Genomic DNA, 24,099 nt, shown 5'->3' on the forward strand with positions numbered 1-24,099 from the left:
GATACAGCGAATCGTTGTAAGTGCTTGTTTTTTCTGGTGCCGGGAGCGGGACTCGAACCCGCACGCTTTTAAGGGCGCTGGATTTTGAGTCCAGTGCGTCTACCGATTCCGCCATCCCGGCTGGGATGTGGTGCTGCAAACAACGGAAAACAAAACGGGGAACCGAAATCCCCCGCATTTGCCTTCAAAATTGTTGGTGCCCAGAAGAGGACTCGAACCTCCACGCCTCGCAGCGCTAGTACCTGAAACTAGTGCGTCTACCAATTCCGCCATCTGGGCAATCAAGCTGTGCATCATAGCATAATCCTTTCGGATGTAAAGAACCCCCGCCCGGCGGGGCGAAGGGTGCGTGAGCGGCGATAATGCACAGAGAACAACACTGAGCTTCATCTCCGTGTGGCGATTGGGCCGAGACAAGGCAGCGTTCTGCTGCAAGACAAAGGATCTTCCGTGATTGTTGAAGGTATCGTGCGCGGTCATCGCGATGGTCATGGTTTTGTCACCCCCGATGATGGCGGGCCGGATGTGTATCTGCCGCCGCAGCAAATGCGCACCGTGCTTCACTTGGACAGGGTGAGTGTGCGTGTGGGCAAGCCGGATCGACGCGGGCGGATCGAAGGCCAGGTGATCGGCATCCTGGAGCGCAGCACACGACCGATCATCGGGCGGCTTTTGCAGGAGGGTGGCACTTGGTTGCTGGCGCCGGAAGATCGCCGCTATGTGCAGGACATCCTGATCTCTCCGGATGGCGTGGGCAAGGCGCGGGTCGGGCAGGTGGTGAGTGCGCAGATCACGCAGCCGCCTTTGCCCAATGTGCAGCCCGTGGGACGCGTCCTGGAGGTGCTGGGTGAACTGGACGATCCCGGTATGGAGATCGAAATTGCGGTGCGCAAGTACGGTGTGCCGCATCTGTTTTCGCCTGGCGCGTCGAAAGAGAGCGCTGCCTTGCCCGATGCGGTGCGCGATGCGGATATCGCGGGCCGAATCGATCTGCGCGATGTCGCGCTGGTCACGATTGATGGCGAGGACGCGCGCGATTTTGACGATGCGGTGTACTGCGAACCTGCCAGGATCGGCCGCGCCAAGGGCTGGCGCCTGCTGGTGGCGATTGCGGATGTGTCGCACTATGTGCGCGAGGGCACGGAGCTGGATGCCGATGCGCTGGAGCGGGCAACCTCGGTCTATTTTCCGCGCCGGGTCATTCCCATGTTGCCGGAGAAACTGAGCAATGGTCTGTGCTCGTTGAATCCCCAGGTGGACCGGCTGTGCATGGTGTGCGATGTGTTGATCACAGCGCAAGGCGACATGAAGGCGTATCAGTTCTACCCTGCGGTGATGCGCTCGCAGGCGCGCCTGACCTACACCGAAGTGGCGGATATTCTGTCCAACACGGCAGGCAAGCTGGCCCGCGAGCGTGCCGCTCTGGTTCCCCACCTGCTCAACCTGCACGCCGTGTTCAATGCATTGCTGCAATCGCGCCAGGTGCGCGGTGCTCTCGACCTCGACATTCCCGAGACGCAGATCGTGGTGAACGCTGCGGGCAAGATCGAAGCCATCGTCCCGCGCCACCGCAATGATGCACACCGACTGATTGAAGAATGCATGCTGGCGGCCAACGTCTGCGCGGCGCATTTTCTGGAAAGCAACAAGCAGCTCGCGCTCTATCGTGTGCATGAAGGGCCAACGCCGGAAAAGCTGGAAACCTTGCGCACCCTGTTGCGCAATTTGGGGCTGACCCTGGGCAGCAAGGGGGAGGCGCCAGAGCCTGCGGATTATCAGGCGCTGGCCAAGTCCATCGAAGACCGGCCCGACGCCCTGCAGATCCAGACACTGCTGCTGCGCTCCATGCAGCAGGCAATCTACACGCCGCACAACAGCGGTCACTTCGGTCTGGCATACCCCGCTTACACCCACTTCACCAGCCCGATTCGGCGCTACCCCGACCTTCTCACGCATCGAGGCATCAAGGCGATTTTGCAGGGGCAGCACTACACCCCGAAATTCAGTGAGCGGGTGGAGATGAATCGTGGCGAACAGAATGCCCGACGCGCTCCGCAGCGCAATGCCACAAGTGTGGCGCCCGCTGCGCCGGTGTCCAAGGAGCAAGCCAAGGACATGCCGATCTGGGAAGCTGCAGGCGTGCATTGCTCGGCTAACGAGCGCAGAGCCGATGAGGCCAGCCGCGATGTCGAGAGCTGGCTGAAGTGCTGGTACATGCGCGACAAACTCGGCGAGGAGTATGCGGGCACCATCACCGCCGTGACCGGCTTTGGCTTGTTCGTGCAGCTCGATGCCTTGTTTGTGGAAGGCCTGGTGCATGTGTCCGAGATCGGTGCCGACTACTTCCGTTATGACGAGGCACGCGGGGAACTGCGCGGCGAGCGCACGGGAATTCGCTACGCACTGGGCGGACGCTTGCTCGTGCAGGTCAGCCGTGTCGATCTCGATGGCCGCAAGATTGATTTCCGTCTGGTGCGCGAGGGCGGTAAAACCAATCCGTCGAGCAAGCCTCTTCCGACCTCCGGCGAGATCAAGGGCCTCGATGAGGATGTATTTGCGCTGAACCCGCAAACATCGGTTGGCGTGCGCAAATCCAGAACCTCGCCAGGAACGGCAAATCCAACTGGAAAGAGCCAGCGTCGTGGCGCGTCGGCACCCGTCAAGGCCTCGGCAGCTTCCACGTCGCCAGCCCGACCGGCCAAAGCGAAGGCGGCGGCAGGGCGCAAGACAGGCAAGGGCGGCAAGCCCAACGGGCCGCGCAGTCGCGTACGCTGAGGCCCATCGAACCCGGTGGGTTGATTCGCTTCAGACTGTGGGCCGTGTAACCGTGGCCGCCGAAGTGGGAATGACGGCCTTGTCGCGGGGTGGAAGGCGGCCACGTTCTGATAGGCGCATCCAGATGCGCAGTGCAATCAGACTCCCCAGCACCATGGCAAACGATCCGGGAATCCACAGAATCAAGCCGCCCAGATGCTGGTCGGTCAGGGGATCCAGGCTCAGGGCGCGTCCGCAGATTTCATAGATGGGGTAGTAATCGGTCATGCTGAGCGCAAGAATTGCGCCCCAGGCCATGGTTGGCAGCATGGCCAGCAAAGGCAGGAACACGCGCTTCCCCGAAGAGAGATGCGCCGGCGGGCTTGGGCGCGTGTCCAGCACCAGCCACCAGAACAGCAGACCGTCGAGCGCCATGCTCCAGTTCATCAGCCGGTAGGTTGGCGCATTGAGCATGACAAAGGGATGGAACGACGGTATGAGCCAGAGCAGCGCCATGCCGCCAAATAAAACAGCGGCAACCACTGGATTGAACAACACCAATTTGATCCCGCGCATCACCGCGCTGCGGTTCATGGGGCGAAGCCAGCGCAGCCGCCATATCAGCGGGATGCCTGCACGCAGCGTGCTGAGCGGATAGCTCCACATGAGGAGCAAGGGAGCGAAATCGTGCAGGGAGAGTTGCTGCAGGATGTGGACGAAGAACTGGTGTTCGGCGTAGTAATCCCAGCGCGTCTGAAAGGCCTGCCACATCAGCACCCAGCCTAGCCAGAAGCGGATCTGGCGCGACAGGGACGGCCTGTGTCGGCGGCAGCCGCGCACATAGAGAACCGCAGCCACTGCAAGCAGCGCGAGTGCTGTGGGAGAGAGTTCCCAGGGAATGAACCAGCGCAGCAGGGCGTCCATGCAGAGTGAGGCGTCTTGGATGATCGGGTCAGCCCACACTGTAGCGTGGCGCGGGTGTGCGCAAGATTATGTCAGCATCAAGACATGAAAAACCCGGCGCACGGCCGGGTTGCAACGGATTCAGCGCAGGTCAGGCGATGGTGCGAAGGACATCGCGTATGGTGGACATGATCTGGTCGATCTGACCCCGTTCGATGATCAAGGGCGGCGACAGCGCGATGGTGTCCCCGGTGTAACGGACCAGGACGCCACGCGCATAGCAGCCGACGAAGGCTTCAAATGCTCGTCTGCCCACGGCTCCGGCACGCGAATCGAGTTCGATGCCGCCGATCAGCCCGATGTTGCGCAAGTCCTTGACATGGCGTGCGTCGCTCAGGGCATGCAGTGCCTCCTGCCAATACTGGCCGATGCCTTCATCGCGGACGCGGGTCAGCAATTTTTCGCGCTTGTAAATCTGTTGCGTTGCAACGGCAGCAGCCATGGCCAGCGGGTGACCGGAATAGGTGTAACCGTGGAAAAACTCTACCGCCCCGTCGGGAGAGCCGTTCACGACAGTGTCGTAGATGCCGTTGCGAACGAACACCGCTCCGAGCGGAACCGCCGCATTGTTGACCGCCTTTGCCGTGGTGATGATGTCGGGTGTGACATTGAAGTACTGCGCGGCAAAAGGCGTGCCCAATCGGCCATAGCCGGTGATCACCTCGTCAAAGATCAGCAGGATTCCGTATTTGTCGCAGATGCTGCGCAGGCGCTCCAGATAACCCTTGGGAGGCACGAGCACCCCCGTCGACCCGGCCACAGGCTCGACGATCACTGCCGCAATATTGCTGGCGTCGTGCAACGCCACGATGCGTTCCAGATCGTCCGCCAGATGGGCGCCCCATGCAGGCTCTCCGCGAGTGAAGGCCTGGTGTTCGGCCGAATAGGTGTGCGGCAAATGATCGACATTGGGCAGCAGCGAGCCGCGAAAGACCTTGCGGTTCGCCACCATGCCGCCCACTGAAATCCCTCCAAAGCCGACGCCGTGATAACCGCGCTCGCGCCCGATGAATACGGTCCGCGTGCCGTCACCACGTGCGCGGTGATAAGCCAGTGCAATTTTCAGTGCGGAATCGACCGATTCCGAACCGGAATTGGTAAAGAACACCTTTTTCAGGTCGGCCGGAGCGATTTCGGCCAGCAGATTGGCCGCTTCGAATTGCACGGGGTGGCCCATCTGGAATGGCGGTGCATAGTCCATCTCTTGCGCCTGATGCGCAATCGCTGCGCTGATTTCAGGGCGGCCATGTCCCGCGTTGACACACCAGAGTCCAGCGGTGCCATCGAGAATCTGGCGACCGTCATGCGCACGGTAATGCATGCCCTGAGCACTGACCAGCAGGCGTGGCGCGGCCTTGAATTGGCGATTGGCAGTGAACGGCATCCAGAGTTGTTCCATCGACGGCAACTCGGCAATGGCGCCAGAACGCTGAAGTTCGGCTTGATCCATGAAGATTCTCCTGTGAACGGTGTTGTACGCAAACGTGGAATGGATGAGTTTGCTGGCGACTCAAATATAACCAAGGCGTGCGGACACGACGAACGCGACACGGAAAAAGAAAAAGCCCCGCTCTGCGGGGCTTTTTCTGTACAGCGTGAAACTTACTTGGTGACCATGTGGGTACCGACAACTTCAACCACGGTACGACGGTTGGGGGCCTGGCATTCCACCTGGCTCTTGAAGGAGCCCTTGCAGCTCTTCGGATCGACACGGAAATCGGTCTTGCCCTTGCCTTCGACATAGATCTTGTCTGCCGGAACACCCTTGCTCACCAGGTAGGCCTTGACCGCTTCGGCACGACGCACCGAGAGTTTCTGGTTGTAGGCGACGCTGCCGAAGCTGTCGGTGTAGCCAGTGGCGATCACGACTTCCAGGTTGATCGGCTTGATTTTTTCAGCCAGATCGTCAAGCTTTTCCTTGCCTGCAGGCAGCAGAACAGCCTTGTTGAACTGGAAGAATGCATCAGCAGAGTAGGTGATCTTTTCGCTGACAGGCACAGGGGCCGGTGCAGGGGCCGGAGCGGGGGCAGGGGCCGGAGCAGGAGCCGGGGCCGGAGCGGGGGCTGGCTCAGCCTTGGCAACCACCGGCAGGCCGCAAGCCTCGCTGGATGCGGTGGCAGGCGTCCAGAAGTTGTCTTGCCAGCACAGCTTGTTGTCGCCGTTCATCCAGGTCAGACCGTAAGGGTCTTGCCAGTTGTTGATGCTGCGGCTCTCCGCAGCGTGCGCAGCGGTCAGGGAAGACGCAGCGAAGACGGCTGCCGCGAACAATTTTGCGATTTTTTGGTTGTGGATCATGTTTTTTCCTCTCGGTCGTTGATCGTTCATCGCAGCTTGAACTGCGTGTGCCCATGATAAGCGAGAGAGCGCCTCGTCAATGACAGCATTCATGCGATGCCGACCTTCAAGATCGCCCGCCGCTCAGCATTGCTACCTAGTTAACCCGAAGTGATTGTGCCACAGCGACCATGACGATCAATCGGCGTGGCAGCATGGTTTACGGTCTGCCTCCCTGACTGGTTTGATTTGTTGCCATCTCGCAACGGACAGACGTTTTTGCGCGCCCGATCGCCCGCCAAGCCTGTGCCCGTGCGGTGGACGGTCCTGGAAATCCGGGCTGCTAACATGATCTGCTTGACTTGGGGCGCCCGTGCTGACAAGGGCGCGCTGGGCCAGGTCGGCACCATTCCGGGTTGAGCCGACGTGTGAACAACTGCTGCACCACATCCACTCATGTCCGTCTTCGCCAAAGAAACTCTCCCGATCAGCCTAGAGTCGGAAATGCGCCGCTCCTATCTGGACTACGCCATGAGCGTGATCGTGGGACGCGCCTTGCCCGATGCGCGCGACGGCTTGAAGCCCGTGCATCGCCGCGTGCTGTTTGCGATGCACGAACTGAGCAATGCATGGAACCGGCCCTACAAAAAATCGGCCCGCATCGTCGGGGATGTGATTGGTAAGTACCACCCGCACGGCGATCAGTCGGTGTATGACACCATTGTGCGGATGGCACAGGATTTTTCCCTGCGTTACATGCTGGTCGATGGTCAGGGCAACTTCGGCTCGGTGGATGGCGACAACGCGGCGGCCATGCGGTACACCGAAATCCGGCTGTCGAAAATCGCGCACGAAATGCTCGCCGACATCGACAAGGAAACCGTCGATTTTGGCCCCAACTACGACGGTTCCGAGCAGGAACCGCTGCTGCTGCCGGCGCGCCTGCCGAATCTGCTGATCAACGGATCTTCGGGGATTGCGGTGGGCATGGCCACCAATATTCCGCCGCACAATCTGGGCGAGGTTCTCGATGCCTGCCTGCATCTGCTGCGCAATCCAGACGCGTCGATCGAAGAGCTGATGGAGCGTGTGCCCGCGCCGGATTTCCCCACGGCGGGCATCATCTACGGCACATCCGGCGTGCGCGATGCCTATCGCACCGGGCGCGGCCGCGTGGTGATGCGCGCGCGCTGTCATTTCGAGGACCTGGAAAAGGGCCAGCGTCAGGCCATCATCGTCGATGAGCTGCCGTACCAGGTCAACAAGCGCACCCTGCTGGAGCGGATCGCCGAACTGGTGCAGGAAAAGAAGCTCGAAGGCATCAGCCACATCCAGGACGAGTCCGACAAGTCGGGCATGCGTGTGGTGATCGAGCTCAAGCGCGGCGAAGTGCCCGAGGTGGTGCTCAACAATCTCTACAAGCAGACGCAGTTGCAGGACACCTTCGGTGTCAACATGGTGGCGCTGGTGGATGGCCAGCCGCGCCTGCTCAACCTCAAGCAGATGATTGCGGCCTTTCTGTCGCATCGTCGCGAAATCATCACCCGCCGTACCGTGTTCGATCTGCGCAAGGCGCGCGAGCGCGGGCATGTGCTGGAAGGCCTGGCGGTGGCTCTGGCCAATGTCGATCGCATGATCGAACTCATCAAGGCGGCACCCACGCCGCCTGTGGCGAAGGAGCGGCTGCTGGCAGAGATCTGGGAGCCGGGCGAGGCGCGGGCGATGTTGTCGCGTGTCGAGGGCGACATCACCCTGTTTCAGCCCGATGATCTGGATCCGCGCTTCGGCCTCAAGGCCGAGGGCTATCGGCTCAGCGACACCCAGGCGCAGGAAATTCTGCAGATGCGCCTGCAGCGCCTCACCGGGCTGGAGCAGGACAAGATCGTGGGGGAGTACAAGGAGGTCATGGCGCAGATCGCCGATCTGCTCGACATTCTTGCCAAGCCCGAGCGCATGACCGACATCATCACGACCGAAATGAGCACGCTGCGCGCCGAGTTCGGTGACGCGCGGCGCTCGCATATCGAGGTCAACGCGTACGACATCGACGTCGAAGACCTCATCACCCCGCAAGACCTCGTGGTCACCATCTCGCATTCCGGTTACGTCAAGAGCCAGCCGCTGGCCGAGTACCGGGCGCAGCGTCGCGGCGGGCGCGGCAAGCTGGCCACCGGCACCAAGGAAGACGACTGGATCGAGCAACTCTTCGTTGCCAACACCCACGACATGCTGCTGTGCTTCTCCAACCGTGGCCGGGTGTACTGGATGAAGGTCTATGAGGCGCCGATGGGCGGGCGCGGCTCGCGCGGCAAGCCGCTGGTCAATCTGTTCCCACTGCAGGCTGGCGAGAAGATCACCACGGTGCTGCCGGTCAAGACCTTCGACGAAGAGCATTTCGTGTTCATGGCAACCGCCCGCGGCACGGTGAAAAAGACCCCGCTGTCGGCGTTTGTCAATCGCCGCACCGCGGGCATCATCGCCGTGGGGCTGGACGATGACGACTATCTCATCGGTGCGGCGATCACCGATGGCCGGCACGACGTGATGCTGTTTTCCGATGCCGGCAAGGCGGTGCGTTTCGACGAATCCGATGTGCGGCCGATGGGGCGCGAAGCCCGCGGCGTGCGCGGCATGCAGCTCGAAGCCGATCAGGCCGTCATCGCCCTGCTGGTGGCCGAAGATGAAACCCAGAGTGTGCTCACCGCCACTGAAAACGGTTATGGCAAGCGCACGTCCATCACCGAATACACCCGCCACGGCCGTGGCACCAAGGGCATGATTGCCATCCAGACCTCCGAGCGCAACGGCAAGGTGGTTGCAGCCTGTCTGGTGCGGGCCAGCGATGAGATCATGCTGATCACCGATACCGGTGTGCTCGTGCGCACCCGCGTGGAAGAGATCCGTGAACTGGGCCGTGCGACGCAGGGCGTGACCCTGATTGCGCTCGATGCCAAGGCCAAACTCATCCAGGTGCAGCCCGTGGTGGAGGCAGAGACGGAAGACGACGCACCCTCCGAAACCGATGCGGCGGCAGAGTAGGCGAGGGCGATGATGCAACGTCCCTACAACTTTTCCGCCGGGCCTGCGGCCATTCCTGAAGAGGTGCTGCAGCAGGCGGCGGCCGAGATGCTCGACTGGCATGGCAGCGGCATGAGCGTGATGGAGATGAGCCACCGCGGCCCGCAGTTCGAGTCCATCATCGCGCAGGCCGAGGCCGATCTGCGCGAGCTGCTGGGCATCCCCGACGATTACGCCGTGCTGTTCATGCAGGGCGGCGCCATTGCGGAGAACGCCATCGTTCCGCTCAATCTCTCGCGTGGTGCCAAGGCAGACTATGTGGTCACCGGCAGCTGGTCGCAGAAAAGCCAGCTCGAAGCCCGCAAGTATTGCGACGTGCACCTCAGCGCCAGTGCGCATGACGAACAGGGCTACGGCAGCATTCCAGACAATGCCGCGTGGAGCATCCGCCCGGACGCGCAGTATCTGCATGTCTGCACCAACGAGACCATCGACGGCGTGGAGTTTCATTTTGTGCCCGACAGCCACGGCGTGCCGCTGGTGGCCGACATGTCCTCGCATCTGTTGTCGCGCCATGTGGACGTGGCGCGCTATGCCTGTATCTATGGTGGAGCACAGAAGAACATCGGCCCGGCCGGGCTGACCCTGGTGATCGTTCGCCGCGACCTGCTGGGTCACGCCCTGCCGCAGTGCCCCAGCGCCTTTGATTACGCCCTGGTGGCGGCCAACCACTCCATGTTCAACACCCCGCCGACCTATGCGATCTATATCGCCGGGCTGGTGTTGCAGTGGATCAAGCGCCAGCGTTTTGGCGATCTGGTGGGGCTGGCCGCGGTGGAGGCGCGCAATATTGCGAAGGCCCATCTGCTGTACGACGCGCTCGATGCGTCGCAACTCTATGAGACGCGTGTGGCGCGCGAAGCCCGCTCGCGCATGAACGTGCCGTTTCATCTGCGCGATACCACGCTGAACGCCGCGTTCCTCCAGGGAGCCGATGCGGCTGGGCTGCTGCAGCTCAAGGGCCACAAGTCGGTCGGCGGCATGCGGGCCTCGATCTACAACGCCATGCCACTGGAGGGTGTGCAGGCCCTGGTGAATTACCTGCAAGACTTTGAAAAGCACCGCGCCTGAACCCTGATGAGTCAAGATTCCCAAGATGACCTGAGCCCCTGGCGCGACCAGATCGACGCCCTCGACAGGCAGATCCTTGCCCTGCTGAACCAGCGTGCCAAGGCAGCGCAGCAGATCGGGCATATCAAGCAGCGGCTGAACATGCCGGTCTTCCGCCCTGAGCGGGAACGGCAGGTGATCGAGAAATTGCACGAGCACAACACCGGGCCGCTGCTGAACGCCGGCGTCAGCGCGATCTGGCGCGAGGTCATGTCGGCTTGCCGCGCGCTGGAAGCGCCGCAGCGCGTGGCGTTTCTCGGCCCGGCGGGAACATTCAGCGAACAGGCGGCACGGCGGTTTTTCGGCGCCAGTGCGCAGGGCTTTCCCTGTGCCACCATCGACGATGTGTTTCGCAGCTACCTGAGCGGCGAAAGCGAGTTCGCCATCGTGCCGGTGGAAAACAGCACCGAGGGCGCGGTGGCGCGCAGCATGGATCTGCTTCTCGCGCATCCGGTGCATCTGTGCGGCGAGGTCAGCCTGCCGGTGCGGCACTTCCTGATGCGGCAGACGCCTGATCTGCAGGGGCTCCAGATCGTCGCCGCCCACCCGCAGGCGCTGGCGCAATGCGCAGGCTGGCTGCGCACGCATCTGCCAGGGGTTGAGCTGCGCCCGGTCTCCAGCAATGCGGAAGGTGCCCGGCTGGCTGCGGAAGACGCGCGCATCGCCGGGATTGCGGCCGAGTCGACGGCGGTGCTCTACGGCCTGCACGTGGTGGCGCGTGCCATTCAGGACGAGGCGCAGAACACCACGCGCTTCGTCGTGCTCGGCGCGGCCCAGCCCGAGCCGACGGGGGCAGACCGCACCAGTCTCATCCTGTCCGTCCCCAACCGCGCAGGGGCGGTGTACGACTTGCTCAAGCCGCTGGCGGAACACGGTGTGAGCATGACCCGATTCGAATCGCGTCCAGCGAAATCGGGCGACTGGGAATACGCTTTCTACATTGATGTCGAAGGGCACCAGGACGAGCCCAAGGTGTCTGCCGCGCTGCGTGAGTTGCAGTCGGTCTGTGCCATGTACAAATGTCTCGGCTCCTACCCCATCGACAGAAAGCCCCGCGACCTCTGATCGCGTACCGCACTTTCCTGAACACCATGCAACAGAACAACGTCCAGCAAGCCCATTGGGGGACCGACTACGTCCGGTCGATCTCGCCCTACGTGGGGGGCAAGCCCATCGCCGAGGTGGCCCGCCAGTTCGGCCTGCAGCCCGAGCGCATCGTCAAGCTGGCCTCGAACGAAAACCCGCTGGGCATGTCGCCCAGGGCGCGCGATGCCGTGCTGGCAGCCATGAGCGACAGCACCCGGTATCCCGACAACGACGGCTATGCGCTCAAGCAGGCGCTGGCGCAGAAGCTCGGCGTGCCTGCGGCCTGGATCACCCTGGGACATGGGTCGAGCGACCTGCTGGAGATGGCCGCCCGCGCGCTGCTCACCGATGCCGATGCCGGCATGTATGCGCGCTACAGCTTCATTGTCTACACCCAGGCGGTGCAGGGCGTGGGTGCGACGCACCAGGTCGTGCCCGACCGCGACTTCGGCCATGACCTGCCGGCCATGCTGGCCGCGATCACACCGCAGACCAAGCTGATCTATGTCGCCAACCCGAACAATCCCACGGGCACCTTCCTTGATGCGGACGCGCTGCTGAGCTTTCTGCGGCAAGTCCCGCCGCACACCGCCGTGGTGCTCGACGAGGCCTACGGGGAATACACCGAGCCCGGGCTGCGCTACGACAGCATGCAATGGGTACGCGAGTTTCCCAATCTCATCGTCTCGCGCACCTTCTCCAAGGCCTATGGACTCGCGGGTCTGCGTATCGGCTACGGCGTGTCGCAACCACCCCTCACCGATGTGCTCAACCGCGTGCGCTCGGCGTTCAACACCAGTTCGCTGGGCCAGGCTGCGGCTCTTGCGGCACTGGACGATCAGGATTTCATCGACCGGGCCTATACCGTCAACCGTGCCGGTCATGCGCAGCTCGCCGCAGCGTTTGACGCGCTGGGGCTGCATTACATCCCCTCGCAGGGCAATTTCATTCTGGTGAAGGTGGGCGACGACGACGGCGCCGGTGCGCGGGTCAATCTGGCCCTGCTGCAACGTGGAGTCATCGCCCGGCCGGTGGACAACTACGGCTTGCCGCAGTGGCTGCGCATTTCCATTGGCACCGAGGCAGAAAACGCCGCATGCATTGCGGCGCTGCGCGCGCATGATGTCGGGGGCTGATGGCATGGACACTGTCACCGGCGCGGATGGCGACGAGGCCACAGTGCAGTTCGAACGTCTTGCCATTCTCGGCGTCGGTCTGCTGGGCGGCTCCTTCGCGCTCGCCGCGCGTCGCGCCCGGCTGGCGCGGCGCATCGTGGGCTACAGCAAGTCGCCCACGACCACGCGCACTGCGCTGGAACGCGGCGTCATCGACGAGGAGGCCGACTCGGCCTTGCGTGCGGTTCATGGCGCCGATCTGGTGCTGCTGGCCGTGCCGGTGGTGTCCACCGGCGATCTGCTCAAGCAGCTGCGCCACGGCCTGGAGCCGCACGCGCTGCTGATGGATGTGGGCAGCACCAAGGCCAATGTCGTTGCTGCGGTGCAGGCGCAACTGGGCGCACGGCAGAGCCAGTTCGTGCCCTGTCACCCGATCGCCGGGAAGGAAAAAAGCGGCGTGCTGCATGCCGAGGCCGGATTGTTCGACGGCAAGCGCGTGGTCATCACCCCGCTGGCGGCCAATACCGACAGCCTGGTGGACATCGCCACCCAGGCCTGGGAGTCGATCGGCGGCGTGGTGTCCGTGATGTCGCCCGAGGAACATGACGCCGCGTTCGCCGCGGTCAGCCATCTGCCCCATCTATTGGCGTTCAGCTATGTCTATGCGCTCACCAGCCAGCCGCAGGGCAGCGCCTTTTTGCAACTGGCAGGCCCCGGCTTTCGTGACTTCAGCCGCATTGCCGGGGGCGACCCGCACATGTGGCGCGACATCCTCGATGCCAACCGCGACGAGGTGCTGCGCCAGTTGCAGATCTACAAGCAGGCGCTCGCCGGTTTCGAGGCGCAGATGCGCCAGGGCAACTGGACCGCGGTGGAGGCACTGATCCGCCGTGCCAGCCAGGTGCGCCAGGGTTGGGACGCTCCCGCTTGCGCCGACGATGACGCCTGAGAACCATGTGCCCGAGGCCCGCGACCTGCCGCCGCTGATCGGCGCCGGCGGCACAGTGCGTCTGCCCGGCTCCAAGAGCATTTCCAACCGGGTGCTGCTGCTGGCGGCGCTCGCCGAAGGTCAGACCGAGATCACCGGCCTGCTCGATTCCGATGACACCCGGGTGATGCTCGCCGCCCTGCAGGCGCTGGGCGTGCAGGTCACGCGCGACGGCAGCACGGCGCGCGTGCAGGGCGCAGGCGGGCGCTTTGCCGCGGCGCAGGCCGACCTGTTCATGGGCAATGCCGGTACCGCGATTCGCCCACTGACCGCAGCGCTGGCGCTGCTCGGTGGCGACTACGCGCTGCACGGCGTGCCGCGCATGCACGAGCGGCCGATCGGCGATCTGGTCGATGCGCTGCGCCAGTTCGGCTGTCAGATCGCTTACACCGGGCGCGAGGGCTATCCTCCGCTGCGCATCGGGCCCAGTGCGTTCGCCTTGCGAGGCGATGTGACCGTGCGCGGCGATGTCTCCAGCCAGTTCCTCACCGCGCTGCTGCTGGCGCTGCCGCTCAAGGCCGCGCAGCAGGACATTGCGATCGCGGTGCAGGGCGAGCTGATTTCCAAGCCCTATGTGGACATCACCCTTCGGCTGCTGCAGCGCTTCGGCGTGGACGTGCAACGCGAGGGCTGGCAGCGTTTCGTCATCCCGGCGGGCAGCCGCCTGCGCAGCCCGGGGCGGATCGCGGTCGAGGGCGACGCGTCGTCGGCCTCGTATTTCCTCGCCGCCGGAGTGCTGGGGCAGTTGCACGGCAAGGGGGCGCCGGTGCGGGTGGAAGGCGTGGGGCAGAGCAGCATCCAGGGTGATGTGGAATTCGCCCGGGTGCTCGAACGTTTAGGCGCGCAGGTGCGCTGGGGCGAGGATTTCATCGAGACCTTCGGCCTGCAGCCCGGCCTGACCGCGCTGCGCGGCGGAGAGATCGACTGCATCGCCATCCCCGACGCGGCGATGACCCTGGCGATGACCGCGCTGTTCGCCGCCGAACCGACCACGCTGACGTCGATCGGCAGCTGGCGCGTGAAGGAGACTGACCGCATCCACGCAATGGCGACCGAGCTGGCCAAGCTGGGTGCGCAGGTCGAATCCGGGCCGGACTGGCTGCGGGTGCATCCGCTGCCGCCGCAGCAGTGGCGCAGTGCCACCATCGCCACCTACGACGACCACCGCATGGCGATGTGCTTTTCGCTGGCCAGCTTCGGCAATGCCGACATCCGCATTCTCGATCCCGGCTGCGTCGCCAAGACCTATCCCGGCTACTTCGCCGACTTCGCCCGCATCGCCCGGCCCGTGCCGGTGATCACCATCGACGGGCCCACCGCGTCGGGCAAGGGCAGCATTGCCTCGGCGGTGGCCGAGCATCTGGGCTTTGCCAACCTCGACTCCGGCTTGCTCTACCGCCTCACCGCGCTACTGGCGCTGCGGCGCGGCGTGCCACTGAACGACGCGCCCGCCCTGGCCGCCCTTGCCGCTGGTCTGGCACTGCGTTTCGACAAGGAAACCATTCTGGTGGACGGCACCCGCATCCTTCCGGTCGAACTGCGCACGGAGGAGATCGGCCGGGCGGCCTCCACCATTGCAGCGCTGCCCCCGGTACGCGAGGCGCTGGTGGCCCTGCAGCGACAGCTGCGGCGCGCGCCCGGGTTGGTGGCCGACGGACGCGACATGGGCACAGTGATTTTTCCGGATGCGCCGCTCAAGGTCTTTCTCACCGCAAGCGCCCGCAGCCGTGCCGAGCGGCGGCATAAGCAATTGATTTCACAAGGAATTGCCGCTATACTTGCCGACGTTTTTGCGGACCTGGAGCAGCGGGACGCGCGCGATACACAGCGCGCTGTCGCCGCTCTGAAGCCCGCACCTGATGCCAAACTGCTGGACAGCACCCATCTGAGCCTTGCGCAAACGGTCGATGCGGTCTTGCAGATGTGGCATCAAACCGCCTGAACTCGCGCCCGCGGCTTCAGTTATCCACCCCCAACCCCACGGTCTTCGTGGTTTGAAAGTTTCTACTCAATGTCCACTGCCTCTCCAAGTGCTGCCGCCCCCGATTCATTTGCCGCACTGTTTGAAGAATCCCTGCAATCGCGCGACATGCGTGCCGGCGAAGTCATCACCGCCGAAGTCGTCGCTGTCGATCAGAACTTTGTCGTGGTCAATGCCGGGCTGAAGTCCGACGCCTACATCCCCATCGAGGAGTTCTACAACGATCAGGGCGAAGCCGATGTGCACGTCGGCGACTTCGTGTCGGTTGCCATCGATGCCCTCGAAAACGGTCGTGGCGATACCGTGCTGTCGCGCGACAAGGCCAAGCGTCTGGCGTCGTGGCTGTCTCTGGAGAAGGCCCTGGAAACCGGCGAGTTCGTCGAAGGCACCACGACCGGCAAGGTCAAGGGCGGCCTGACCGTCATGGTCAACGGCATCCGCGCCTTCCTGCCCGGCTCGCTGCTCGACACCCGCCCGGTGAAGGACACCACGCCGTACGAAAACAAGACCATGGAGTTCAAGGTCATCAAGCTCGACCGCAAGCGCAACAACGTGGTGCTGTCGCGCCGTGCCGTGGTGGAGGCCAGCCAGGGCGAAGAACGCGCCAAGCTGCTCGAAAACCTGCAGGAAGGCGCGCTGGTCACCGGCGTGGTCAAGAACATCACCGACTACGGTGCATTCGTCGATCTCGGCGGTATCGATGGCTTGCTGCACATCACCGATCTGGCCTGGCGTCGTGTGCGTCACCCCAGCGAAGTGGTCACTCCGGGTCAGGAAGTCACCGCCAAAGTGCTCAAGTTCGACGCCGAGAAGGGGCGTGTGTCCCTGGGCCTCAAGCAGATGGGCGACGATCCGTGGCATGGCGTGTCGCGTCGCTATCCCGCTGGCACCCGTCTGTTCGGCAAGATCACCAATATCGCTGAGTACGGCGCTTTTGTCGAAATCGAGCCAGGCATCGAAGGTCTGGTCCACGTCTCCGAAATGGACTGGACCAACAAGAACGTGGCGCCGAGCAAGGTGGTTCAGCTGGGCGACGAAGTCGAAGTGCAAGTGCTGGAAATCGACGAAGACCGTCGCCGCATCAGCCTGGGCATGAAGCAGTGCCGCCCCAACCCCTGGGACGAGTTCGCCGCCAACCACAAGCGTGGCGACAAGGTTTCGGGCCCGGTCAAGTCGATCACCGACTTCGGCGTGTTCATCGGCCTGCCCGGTGGCATCGACGGCCTGATCCACCTGTCCGACCTGTCCTGGAACGACACGGGCGAGTCTGAAGTGCGCAACTACAAGAAGGGTCAGGATGTGGAGGCCGTGGTGCTGGCCATCGACATCGAGCGCGAGCGTATTTCGCTGGGCATCAAGCAGATGCTCGACGACCCGTTCATGTCGTTCGCTGCGCTGAATGACAAGGGCAAGATCGTCGAAGGCACGGTCAAGGCGGTTGATCCCAAGGGCGCCACCATTGACCTGGGCAATGACATCGAAGGCTATCTGCGTGCCTCGGAAATCTCGCGCGAGCGCGTCGAAGATGCCCGCAACGTGCTCAAGGAAGGCGACCAGGTTTCCGCCGTGGTCATCAACATCGATCGCAAGACCCGCAACATCCAGTTGTCGGTCAAGGCGAAGGATGCCGCCGAGCAGCAGGAGGCCATGGACCGTCTGGCTGGCGATACCCGCGAAGCCGGTACAACCAACCTGGGCGCCTTGCTGCGTGCCAAGATGGACAAGGGTTCCTGATCCGCGACAGCGCGTGCGGCCCTTGGCGGCACGCGTCTGAGACCTTGCTGATTGCGGCGGTCTGGGTGAACACCTAGGCCGCCGTTTTTACCTGTACTTCCCATGACTCGTTCCGATCTCGTTGAAATTCTGGCGGCTCAGTTTCCCCAACTGGCGCACCGTGATGCAGAACTGTCTGTCAAGACCATTCTGGATGCGCTGTCTCAGGCGCTCAATGACGGGCACCGGGTGGAGATTCGCGGATTTGGCAGCTTCAGCGTGAGCCATCGGCCTGCGCGCATCGGACGCAACCCCCGCTCAGGCGAGCAGGTGGCGGTTCCGGAAAAGCGCATCCCGCATTTCAAGCCTGGAAAGACCCTGCGCGAGCTGGCGGACTACCCGGCCACACCCAGTCAGAAGCCAGACGGATCCGGGGCGTCGGACGCTGTTGCCCTGGCCGAATGATCCACGGCATGCCATGGGACAGCAATCTGTTGGCGCCATGCCGGCACGTCGGTTGCAGATTCTGAGGCGGCTGCTCTGGTGGTGGCGCACCGACAGAGGCGGCGCTGGCACCGGACTTGTGCCCGAAACCCATGGAAAACCTCAGCGCGCAATCGCCAGTCACGCCGACTTCGGCGCGTCGCGGCAATCTGTTGCGCACAAATCGCCTCTGCTCGATTTCGATGCAGCCATCGAGAACCATCTGCAGTGGACCGCACGGCTGAAGCGTTATGGGCATGGCGACAGGCAGGAGCTTCTTGATCCGGTGCAAGTCTGCCGCACCGATGCCTGCAGCCTGGGTCTGTGGCTGGAACGGCCGACACTGCCGTCCGCAGAATGCGCCGAGCAGATCGCACAGATCCGGCAGGAGCATGCCGATTTTCATCACAAGGCCGCCGTGGTGGTGACGCTGGTGCAGACCGGCGCGTCGGAGAGTGCCTTGCAGTCTGTCGATCACGGTGATTTCGCCCACCGCTCGCGCAGCCTGATTCATTTGCTCCAGACCCTGCGCGCACGATGCAACGCAAGCAGCGCCCAGCCGACCGTGGCCGGGACGGCGCGAAGAAGCGGCAAGCAAAGCGTCGGCACGTCGGCTTGACGGCCTGCAAGTCTGAGATGCGGGAATCGGTCGATGGATCTTGATGCCGGGCCGAGACTGGCGGTATAACGCAAGACAGATTCACCCGAGGCAACTGCAGGTGCCCAAGCGGCGGAGGCTCCCATGGATATTCAGGCGCGTTCTTCAGATGTTTCTCTGAAGAACGTCACTTTGCGTCAACTCCGCGCGTTTCTGGTTGCATCGCGTCATTTGAACTTTGGCAAGGCTGCGCAAGAACTCGATCTGACTCCCCAGGCGATTTCCATCCAGATTCGCGAACTGGAGGCACAGGTCGGGCTTGCGCTGTTCGAGCGCCGTGGGCATGGCAAGTCGCTGCGGCTGACCGCGACCGGGCAATACTTTCTCGTGTATGCGCAAAAGATCTTTTCCACGCTGCGCGAGGCGAAGGGAGCGATCAGCAAATTCCGCGAGGTCGATGCGGGACATCTCACCGTCGGTCTGGTGCGCACGACCAAATACATCGTGCCCTTGCTCCTGGCCAGATTCCAGGAAGTGCATCCGCATGTGAGTGTGCAATTGGTGCAGGGCAGTGGCGAACAGTTGCTGCAGCAACTGCAGGTTGGCGAGATCGATCTGGCCATTGTGTCGCGTCCGCTGCACCAGATCGCAGGGTATGTGCAGGCGTTTGCCGACTATCCCCTGGGTTTTGTCGCCGCGCCGGATCATCCCATGCAAACGTTCGCCTTCGTGCCGCGGGATGCGCTGGCCCAGTTTCGCTATATCGTGCGAGAGCCGGGCTCTGTGACCCGCGCCGCTTTCGACGCTTATTTGCACCAGCATCGCATCCACCTGCCCAACGTCCTGGAACTGCCCACCAATGAAGCCATCAAGCAGGCGGCAATGGCGGGTCTGGGTGTTGGGTTCCTGAGTCTGCACACTGCCGGGCTGGAATTGCACAGCGGGCTGCTCTGCGCGCCCCAGGTCGAGGGACTGCCGCTGACCCGGCAGTGGTCCGTTGCGCGCAGCCCGACGCGCCAGATGACGCCCGCGGCGGAGCGCTTTCATCATTTCATCCTGGAGCAGGGCGACGCACTGCTGGCCGCGCATTTTCAGGCACTTGGCTCCGCGCATGCGCAGGGCGTGGCGGCACCACTGCATTGAGCCTCCGTGTTGTCGCGCGCTGTGCGGCTGACCCGGCTCAGCGCGTCAGTGCCATGAACATCTGGGGCAGCCGCTCGGGCAGGCGTTCGATCTGATCGATCACCGCATAGCTGCGACCGAAAATGTCGCCCACATAGGCATCGGCCTGAGGATCGAGGCTGATGCAATAGGCGAAGATGCCCTGCTGGTCGAGTTCCTTCACGGCCTGTCTGGCATCGGCGACGAGCAAATGGGGGTCGTGCACATCGACATCCGAGGGCATGCCGTCGGTCAGGATGAGCAGCAGTTTTTTGTCGGCCTTGCGTGCGCCGAGGTAGTGCGCTGCATGCCGCAGTGCGGCGCCCATGCGGGTGGACCACCCGGCCTGCATGCCGGCCAATCGGGCCTTGACGGGATCGCCCCAGGGTTCGGCATAGCCCTTGATGTGCAGAAACCGCACCTCGTGCCGGGTATTGGAATGAAATCCGGCAATGGCGAACGGATCGCCCAGGGTCTCGGTGGCCCAGGCCAGCAGCGAGACGGCCTCCTGGCTGAGCTGGAGAATGGTTTGCGAGCTGCCCGCCACCGGGTCGTTGAGCGAGGCGGACAGATCGAGCAGCAGCAGCACGGCGATGTCGCGGCCATCGGTGCGGTGTCGCTGGTTGATGCGTGGGTCGGGTGCGGCGCCGCTCTTGAAGTCGATGAGGGAACGGATGGCCACGTCGAGATCGAGTTCGCTGCCGTCCTCCTGATAGCGGATGCGCACCCTGTCCTGCGGCTTGAGCAGATCGAGCAGACGCTTCAGGCGCTTGGCCAGCGCACTGTGCTTTTGCAGCAGACGGTCGATGTCCGCGGGATCGCCGCTGGGGTGCAGCACGTCATACACGCTCACCCAGTCCGGACGCCAGGTCTGGCTGTTGTCGTCCCACTCCGGGTAGTGGCGCGGGGGCAGGGCGTGGAGCTCCTGCTCGGTTCGGGAAGCAGGCCTGTCCTCGAAGGTTTCCTCTTCATCGCCGCGCTCGATGAACGTCCACAGATGCCGATTGTCGTCACGGTACCCCACCACCGTATCGGCGAAATGCACCTGGGCGAACTGGTCGCTGGGGCGGCGGGTTCGGGTGACATAATCGAGCGCCAGCGCGGCGATCTCGCGGGTTGAGCTGGTGCCCTGCGCCATCAGGGCGTGAAAGCGGTGGGCAAAGGCGTGGATGTCGGCATGGCGATAGCCATGCGCCGGGTCGAGCAAGGCGCGCGACAGCATCGCCAGGCGGTGGCGCAGGCAGGAGGTGGTCTGCGGATCGCAAGCATCTTCGACAGGCGTCGGGTGCAGGGCGAGGAGCGTTGAGCGCAGGCCGGGCCAGGTGCGGATCAGCAGGGTGTCGATACGGCAGTCCTCCAGCCACTCCACCGCCAGACGCTGGAACGGGCTCCAGTTGTCGGCGATCAGCGGCTGGCTCCAGCGCCGGTGACCTGCCATGTGGGCGAGCGCCGCGCGATAGCGGTCGAGACCGCTGACGCCCGACAGGTCGTCGTACACATCGGGCAGGCGGATGCCGAGGGCGTCGAAATATGGCATCGGCTGACGCAGTTGAGAGAACCCCGTGGAATAGGGGATCAGCATGGCGCTGTCCTGCCACAGGCCGCGCAGGTAAAGATCGAGCTTGCGCTCGACGCCCGTCAGCAGGGTGCCATGCCGCTCGCGCTGCAGCACGGCGCGGCTGTCCGCCGACTGCACGCTGAAATAGTCTTTCTGCCGCTCGGGATGGGTGGCGTAATTGCGCACGCCATAGTCCACCCAATTGGCCAGCCCCGTCAGATTCAATTGATCGAGCAGAGCGGGCGCCTGGACAAAAAAGTCTGGCAGACCTGGGCTGGGGAACGTGGTGTGATGGCCGTGAATGGAGCCGGTGGTGCGCTCCATCAGGTTCAGCGCGAGATCGAAATACGCCTGCAATTGCTGCGCCGACTGCAGCCGCCGTGCAACCGGCGCAAGGGTTTGCAGCAGCGCGGCAATGGTGCGGCCATTCGGCGACCTCTGCATGCGATGCACCAGGATCATCAGCCCGGCCAGCGCTGCATCCGGCTGGTCAAGCACCTGGGCGGCTTCGGGCCATTCCTCCAGGAAGATCAGCATGGGTTCGGCGCCGCGGCCGAGCTTGCCGATCTGGCGGGCGGCATCCAGATAGGCGTCAAACGCGTCCGGAGTGAACACGGCGAGCGCGCCATCCATCAGCCCCTCGAACACGGACTCGACCTGCGCAAAGCGCGTGTCCAGGCGCTGCCAGGCGTGCTGCAGCAGGGCTTGGCGATTGTTTGCGCTGGGATGCATGGCGCGATGCTCAGCCAAACGTGGCGGCAATGGCGTGTTCGAGCGTGGCGCGGATGTCGGCATCGTCGGTGACTGGAGAGACCAGCGCCATCTGGCAGGCGTCGCGCGGCTCGACGCCGTCCTGGATCAGCGAGGCGGCGTAGACCAGCAGCCGGGTGGAGATGCCCTCATCCAGCCCGTGTCCCTTGAGGCGGCGTGCCACCGCGCCGATGGTCACCAGACGCTCTGCCAGGGCCGAATCCAGCCCGGTCTCTCGTGTGAGGATCAGCGCTTCCAGCGCGGCGTCGGGATAGTCGAAATCAAACGCGGTGAAGCGTTGCTTGGTCGAGGGCTTGAGATCCTTCATCAGGGTCTGATAGCCGGGGTTGTACGAGATCACCAGCTGAAAATCCGGATGGGCCGGCAGCAGTTCGCCCTTCTTGTCCAGTGGCAGCATGCGGCGATGGTCGGTCAGCGGGTGGATCACCACGGTGGTGTCCTGCCTTGCCTCGACCACTTCATCGAGATAGCAGATCGCGCCGATGCGCGCCGCAGTGGTGAGCGGGCCATCGAGCCAGCGCGTGCCGTTGGCCTCCAGCAGGTAGCGGCCCACCAGATCGCTGGCGGTCATGTCTTCGTTGCAGGCCACGGTGATCAGCGGCTTGCCCAGTTTCCAGGCCATGTATTCGATGAAGCGCGACTTGCCGCAGCCTGTCGGTCCCTTGACCATGACGGGCAGACGCCTGCGGTAAGCCGCCTCATACAGCGCGACTTCCCGCTTCTGCGGCTGATAAAACGGTTCGGCACGAATCAAATACTGTTCTTGGTCGATCACGGCAGGGTTCCAACGGAAAACAAAAAACAAACCCCGCCGAAGCGGGGTGCTCGGCTGAGCAGGCTTATTTGTGCACGCCGAGTTTTTCGCGCCAGCCGGGGTACAGCTTGTCGGCGTCGGCCGGGAAGGATTCGAACGCGCGCGCGAACTCCTTGTGCTCCTTGGCGAATTCGATCGGGTCGGCGCCTTGCTTCCAGCACTCATAGGATTGACGCAGAGAGATCGCGCCGGCCGCCGGGCTGTCGATATGGCCGTAAGAGCCGCCACCGGCAGTGTTGATCACGTTGCCATGGCCCAGGTTTTCGAAGAAGCCGGGCAGACGCAGCGCGTTCATGCCGCCGGAGATGATCGGGGTGGTGGGCTTCATGCCGTACCACTTCTGGTAGTACACCGGGCCCTGGCACTCGTCGCGCTCGATCATGTAGGCGATGTTGCGGTCGTCGCCTTCACCTTCCATCTTGCCGTAGCCCATGGTGCCGACGTGGATGCCCGAGGCCCCCTGCAGACGGCTCATCTTGGCCAACACGAAGGCGGTGTAGCCGCGCTTGGAACTGGGGGAGGTGACGGCGCCGTGACCCGCGCGGTGATAGTGCAGGTACTGGCCGGGGTACTGACGGCGGGCGGTGGTCACCATGCCGGGGCCGCCCACATAGCCGTCGACCAGAAAGGCCAGCTTGTCGGCGTCGGGGCCGAAGACTTCGAGGGCGTAGTCGGCGCGGGCGCACATTTCAAAGTGGTCGTCGGCGGTGATGTTCATCGAGAACAGCTTGGCCTGGCCGGTTTCATCCTGTGCGCGCTTCATGGCGTCATACACCAGCGGCAGCACCTTTTTCAGCGGGCAGAACACCTGGTTGCCCTGCGGTTCGTCGTTCTTGATGAAGTCGCCACCCAGCCAGAACTGATAGGCCGCTTGCGCGAAGGGCTCGGGGCGCAGGCCGAGCTTGGGTTTGATGATGGTGCCGGCAATGTAGCCGCCGTCCTTGATCGGGCGACCAAGAATGCGCCACAGATTGGAGATGTCGGTAGCCGGGCCGTCGAACATCTGGATGCAGCGCTCGGGCATGTAGAAGTCGATCATCTTGGCATGCTCGATGTCGCCCATGCCCTGGTTGTTGCCGATGGCCAGCGTCAGGAAGGACACCAGCATGAAGCGGCCGTCGGTGACGTTGCGGTCGAACAGTTCGATCGGGTAGGCGATCCGCATGTCTTCGGTGGCCTCGTCGATGTAATAGACCAGCGCATCCACCCCCTTGGTGAAGTCGTCGGTGGTCGAAACCTCGACATTGGTGCCGGTGGACGATTCGGCAGCGAAATGCGCGGCAGACTCGAGATAGCCGTAACCGGCCTTCGGCTTCATTTTGTAGGCGACGAGGACATGTTTGCCGCCTTTGATCAGTTCTTCTTCCTTGAGTGAGAGATCGGCGTAACGTGCGGATTGATCCATGCTGGGCTCCTGAGTGGATGAACTTCGGAGATCTGACTTTTGCTATATATGCAAAGCTGTTTATCCGAAAACAAACACTATAGGCAGGCCGATGCATCAGGAAAATTCACGAATTTTCCAAAGCGAGTTAAGTGGCACTGACGGTTGACTGGCGCACCCGGCGTGCGCGGTGCCGGTGCCCCACAGCGCCCGCAGGGAATCTGCGGGGGCGTCTGGCGGTGGGAGGCCGTGCAACCCGCCTGCGGCG

The 24,099-nt window shown here is 63.3% G+C and carries 17 protein-coding genes and 2 tRNA genes; 11 read left to right on the plus strand and 8 right to left on the minus strand.

What is annotated here, in order from left to right; translation table 11 throughout:
- Positions 1-34: 34 nt before the first annotated feature.
- A tRNA-Leu gene (locus AC1ZQA_RS07090) sits at positions 35-121 on the minus strand.
- A gap of 73 nt (positions 122-194) precedes the next feature.
- Positions 195-279 (minus strand) — tRNA-Leu (locus tag AC1ZQA_RS07095).
- Positions 280-450: 171 nt separating this feature from the next.
- Here AC1ZQA_RS07095 and rnr point away from each other — a divergent pair.
- Positions 451-2,775: a ribonuclease R gene (gene rnr, locus AC1ZQA_RS07100; protein ID WP_482679098.1), complete on the plus strand. Its 2,325-nt coding sequence runs from the start codon at positions 451-453 to the stop codon at positions 2,773-2,775.
- Positions 2,776-2,805: 30 nt separating this feature from the next.
- Here the strand turns inward: rnr and AC1ZQA_RS07105 are convergent, their stop codons facing one another.
- From AC1ZQA_RS07105 to ompA, 3 genes are all read right to left on the minus strand, one after another.
- Positions 2,806-3,678: a cytochrome c oxidase assembly protein gene (locus tag AC1ZQA_RS07105; RefSeq protein WP_482679099.1), complete on the minus strand. Its 873-nt coding sequence runs from the start codon at positions 3,676-3,678 to the stop codon at positions 2,806-2,808.
- 130 nt (positions 3,679-3,808) lie between these two features.
- Positions 3,809-5,167 (minus strand): omega-aminotransferase AptA, encoded by a 1,359-nt coding sequence (gene aptA, locus AC1ZQA_RS07110; RefSeq protein WP_482679100.1) that lies wholly within the window; start codon positions 5,165-5,167, stop codon positions 3,809-3,811.
- 152 nt (positions 5,168-5,319) lie between these two features.
- Positions 5,320-6,012 carry an outer membrane protein OmpA gene (ompA, locus tag AC1ZQA_RS07115; protein WP_482679289.1) on the minus strand — a complete coding sequence of 231 codons (693 nt, stop codon included), beginning with the start codon at positions 6,010-6,012 and terminating at the stop codon, positions 5,320-5,322.
- A gap of 435 nt (positions 6,013-6,447) precedes the next feature.
- On the opposite strand from ompA, the gene gyrA reads away from it, so the two are divergent.
- From gyrA to AC1ZQA_RS07165, 10 genes are all read left to right on the plus strand, one after another.
- Positions 6,448-9,030 (plus strand): DNA gyrase subunit A, encoded by a 2,583-nt coding sequence (gene gyrA, locus AC1ZQA_RS07120; protein WP_482679101.1) that lies wholly within the window; start codon positions 6,448-6,450, stop codon positions 9,028-9,030.
- A 12-nt stretch (positions 9,031-9,042) separates the two neighbouring features.
- Complete coding sequence (serC, locus tag AC1ZQA_RS07125; RefSeq protein ID WP_482679290.1) at positions 9,043-10,140, plus strand: 3-phosphoserine/phosphohydroxythreonine transaminase; 1,098 nt, start codon at positions 9,043-9,045, stop codon at positions 10,138-10,140.
- 6 nt (positions 10,141-10,146) lie between these two features.
- Positions 10,147-11,244 (plus strand): prephenate dehydratase, encoded by a 1,098-nt coding sequence (gene pheA, locus AC1ZQA_RS07130; protein WP_482679102.1) that lies wholly within the window; start codon positions 10,147-10,149, stop codon positions 11,242-11,244.
- Between the two features lie 26 nt (positions 11,245-11,270).
- Complete coding sequence (gene hisC / locus AC1ZQA_RS07135; RefSeq protein WP_482679103.1) at positions 11,271-12,401, plus strand: histidinol-phosphate transaminase; 1,131 nt, start codon at positions 11,271-11,273, stop codon at positions 12,399-12,401.
- Positions 12,402-12,405: 4 nt separating this feature from the next.
- Entirely contained in the window at positions 12,406-13,329 is a 924-nt protein-coding gene (locus tag AC1ZQA_RS07140; RefSeq protein ID WP_482679104.1) for a prephenate dehydrogenase, read from the plus strand.
- A complete protein-coding gene (locus tag AC1ZQA_RS07145; RefSeq protein WP_482679105.1) occupies positions 13,319-15,310 on the plus strand; it encodes a bifunctional 3-phosphoshikimate 1-carboxyvinyltransferase/cytidylate kinase in 1,992 nt (663 codons plus the stop codon). Before AC1ZQA_RS07140 ends, AC1ZQA_RS07145 begins: the two co-directional genes overlap by 11 nt.
- 69 nt (positions 15,311-15,379) lie before the next feature.
- Positions 15,380-17,083, plus strand: a complete 1,704-nt coding sequence (rpsA, locus tag AC1ZQA_RS07150) for a 30S ribosomal protein S1 (protein ID WP_482679106.1) — start codon at positions 15,380-15,382, stop codon at positions 17,081-17,083.
- 102 nt (positions 17,084-17,185) lie between these two features.
- Positions 17,186-17,527, plus strand: coding sequence for an integration host factor subunit beta (locus AC1ZQA_RS07155; protein WP_482679107.1), 342 nt, complete (start codon positions 17,186-17,188; stop codon positions 17,525-17,527).
- A gap of 13 nt (positions 17,528-17,540) precedes the next feature.
- A complete protein-coding gene (locus tag AC1ZQA_RS07160; protein WP_482679108.1) occupies positions 17,541-18,164 on the plus strand; it encodes a CZB domain-containing protein in 624 nt (207 codons plus the stop codon).
- 171 nt (positions 18,165-18,335) lie between these two features.
- Entirely contained in the window at positions 18,336-19,286 is a 951-nt protein-coding gene (locus tag AC1ZQA_RS07165; RefSeq protein ID WP_482679109.1) for a LysR substrate-binding domain-containing protein, read from the plus strand.
- Positions 19,287-19,323: 37 nt separating this feature from the next.
- Here AC1ZQA_RS07165 and AC1ZQA_RS07170 read toward each other — a convergent pair whose 3' ends face one another.
- The 3 genes from AC1ZQA_RS07170 to AC1ZQA_RS07180 form a co-directional block, all read right to left on the minus strand.
- A complete protein-coding gene (locus AC1ZQA_RS07170) occupies positions 19,324-21,594 on the minus strand; it encodes a nitric oxide reductase activation protein NorD (protein WP_482679110.1) in 2,271 nt (756 codons plus the stop codon).
- A 10-nt stretch (positions 21,595-21,604) separates the two neighbouring features.
- Entirely contained in the window at positions 21,605-22,408 is an 804-nt protein-coding gene (locus AC1ZQA_RS07175; RefSeq protein WP_482679111.1) for an AAA family ATPase, read from the minus strand.
- Between the two features lie 64 nt (positions 22,409-22,472).
- Positions 22,473-23,852, minus strand: coding sequence for a ribulose-bisphosphate carboxylase (locus AC1ZQA_RS07180; RefSeq protein WP_482679112.1), 1,380 nt, complete (start codon positions 23,850-23,852; stop codon positions 22,473-22,475).
- Positions 23,853-24,099: the final 247 nt, after the last annotated feature.

This window comes from Thiomonas sp. DCM-2 (assembly GCF_056820905.1).

Coding starts and splice junctions, on each gene's coding strand:
- AC1ZQA_RS07105 (WP_482679099.1), bottom strand. CDS start 3,678: ATGGACGCCCTGCTGCGCTGGTTCATTCCCTGGGAACTCTCTCCCACA.
- aptA (WP_482679100.1), bottom strand. CDS start 5,167: ATGGATCAAGCCGAACTTCAGCGTTCTGGCGCCATTGCCGAGTTGCCG.
- ompA (WP_482679289.1), bottom strand. CDS start 6,012: ATGATCCACAACCAAAAAATCGCAAAATTGTTCGCGGCAGCCGTCTTC.
- gyrA (WP_482679101.1), top strand. CDS start 6,448: ATGTCCGTCTTCGCCAAAGAAACTCTCCCGATCAGCCTAGAGTCGGAA.
- serC (WP_482679290.1), top strand. CDS start 9,043: ATGCAACGTCCCTACAACTTTTCCGCCGGGCCTGCGGCCATTCCTGAA.
- pheA (WP_482679102.1), top strand. CDS start 10,147: ATGAGTCAAGATTCCCAAGATGACCTGAGCCCCTGGCGCGACCAGATC.
- hisC (WP_482679103.1), top strand. CDS start 11,271: ATGCAACAGAACAACGTCCAGCAAGCCCATTGGGGGACCGACTACGTC.
- AC1ZQA_RS07140 (WP_482679104.1), top strand. CDS start 12,406: ATGGACACTGTCACCGGCGCGGATGGCGACGAGGCCACAGTGCAGTTC.
- AC1ZQA_RS07145 (WP_482679105.1), top strand. CDS start 13,319: ATGACGCCTGAGAACCATGTGCCCGAGGCCCGCGACCTGCCGCCGCTG.
- rpsA (WP_482679106.1), top strand. CDS start 15,380: ATGTCCACTGCCTCTCCAAGTGCTGCCGCCCCCGATTCATTTGCCGCA.
- AC1ZQA_RS07155 (WP_482679107.1), top strand. CDS start 17,186: ATGACTCGTTCCGATCTCGTTGAAATTCTGGCGGCTCAGTTTCCCCAA.
- AC1ZQA_RS07160 (WP_482679108.1), top strand. CDS start 17,541: ATGGGACAGCAATCTGTTGGCGCCATGCCGGCACGTCGGTTGCAGATT.
- AC1ZQA_RS07170 (WP_482679110.1), bottom strand. CDS start 21,594: ATGCATCCCAGCGCAAACAATCGCCAAGCCCTGCTGCAGCACGCCTGG.
- AC1ZQA_RS07180 (WP_482679112.1), bottom strand. CDS start 23,852: ATGGATCAATCCGCACGTTACGCCGATCTCTCACTCAAGGAAGAAGAA.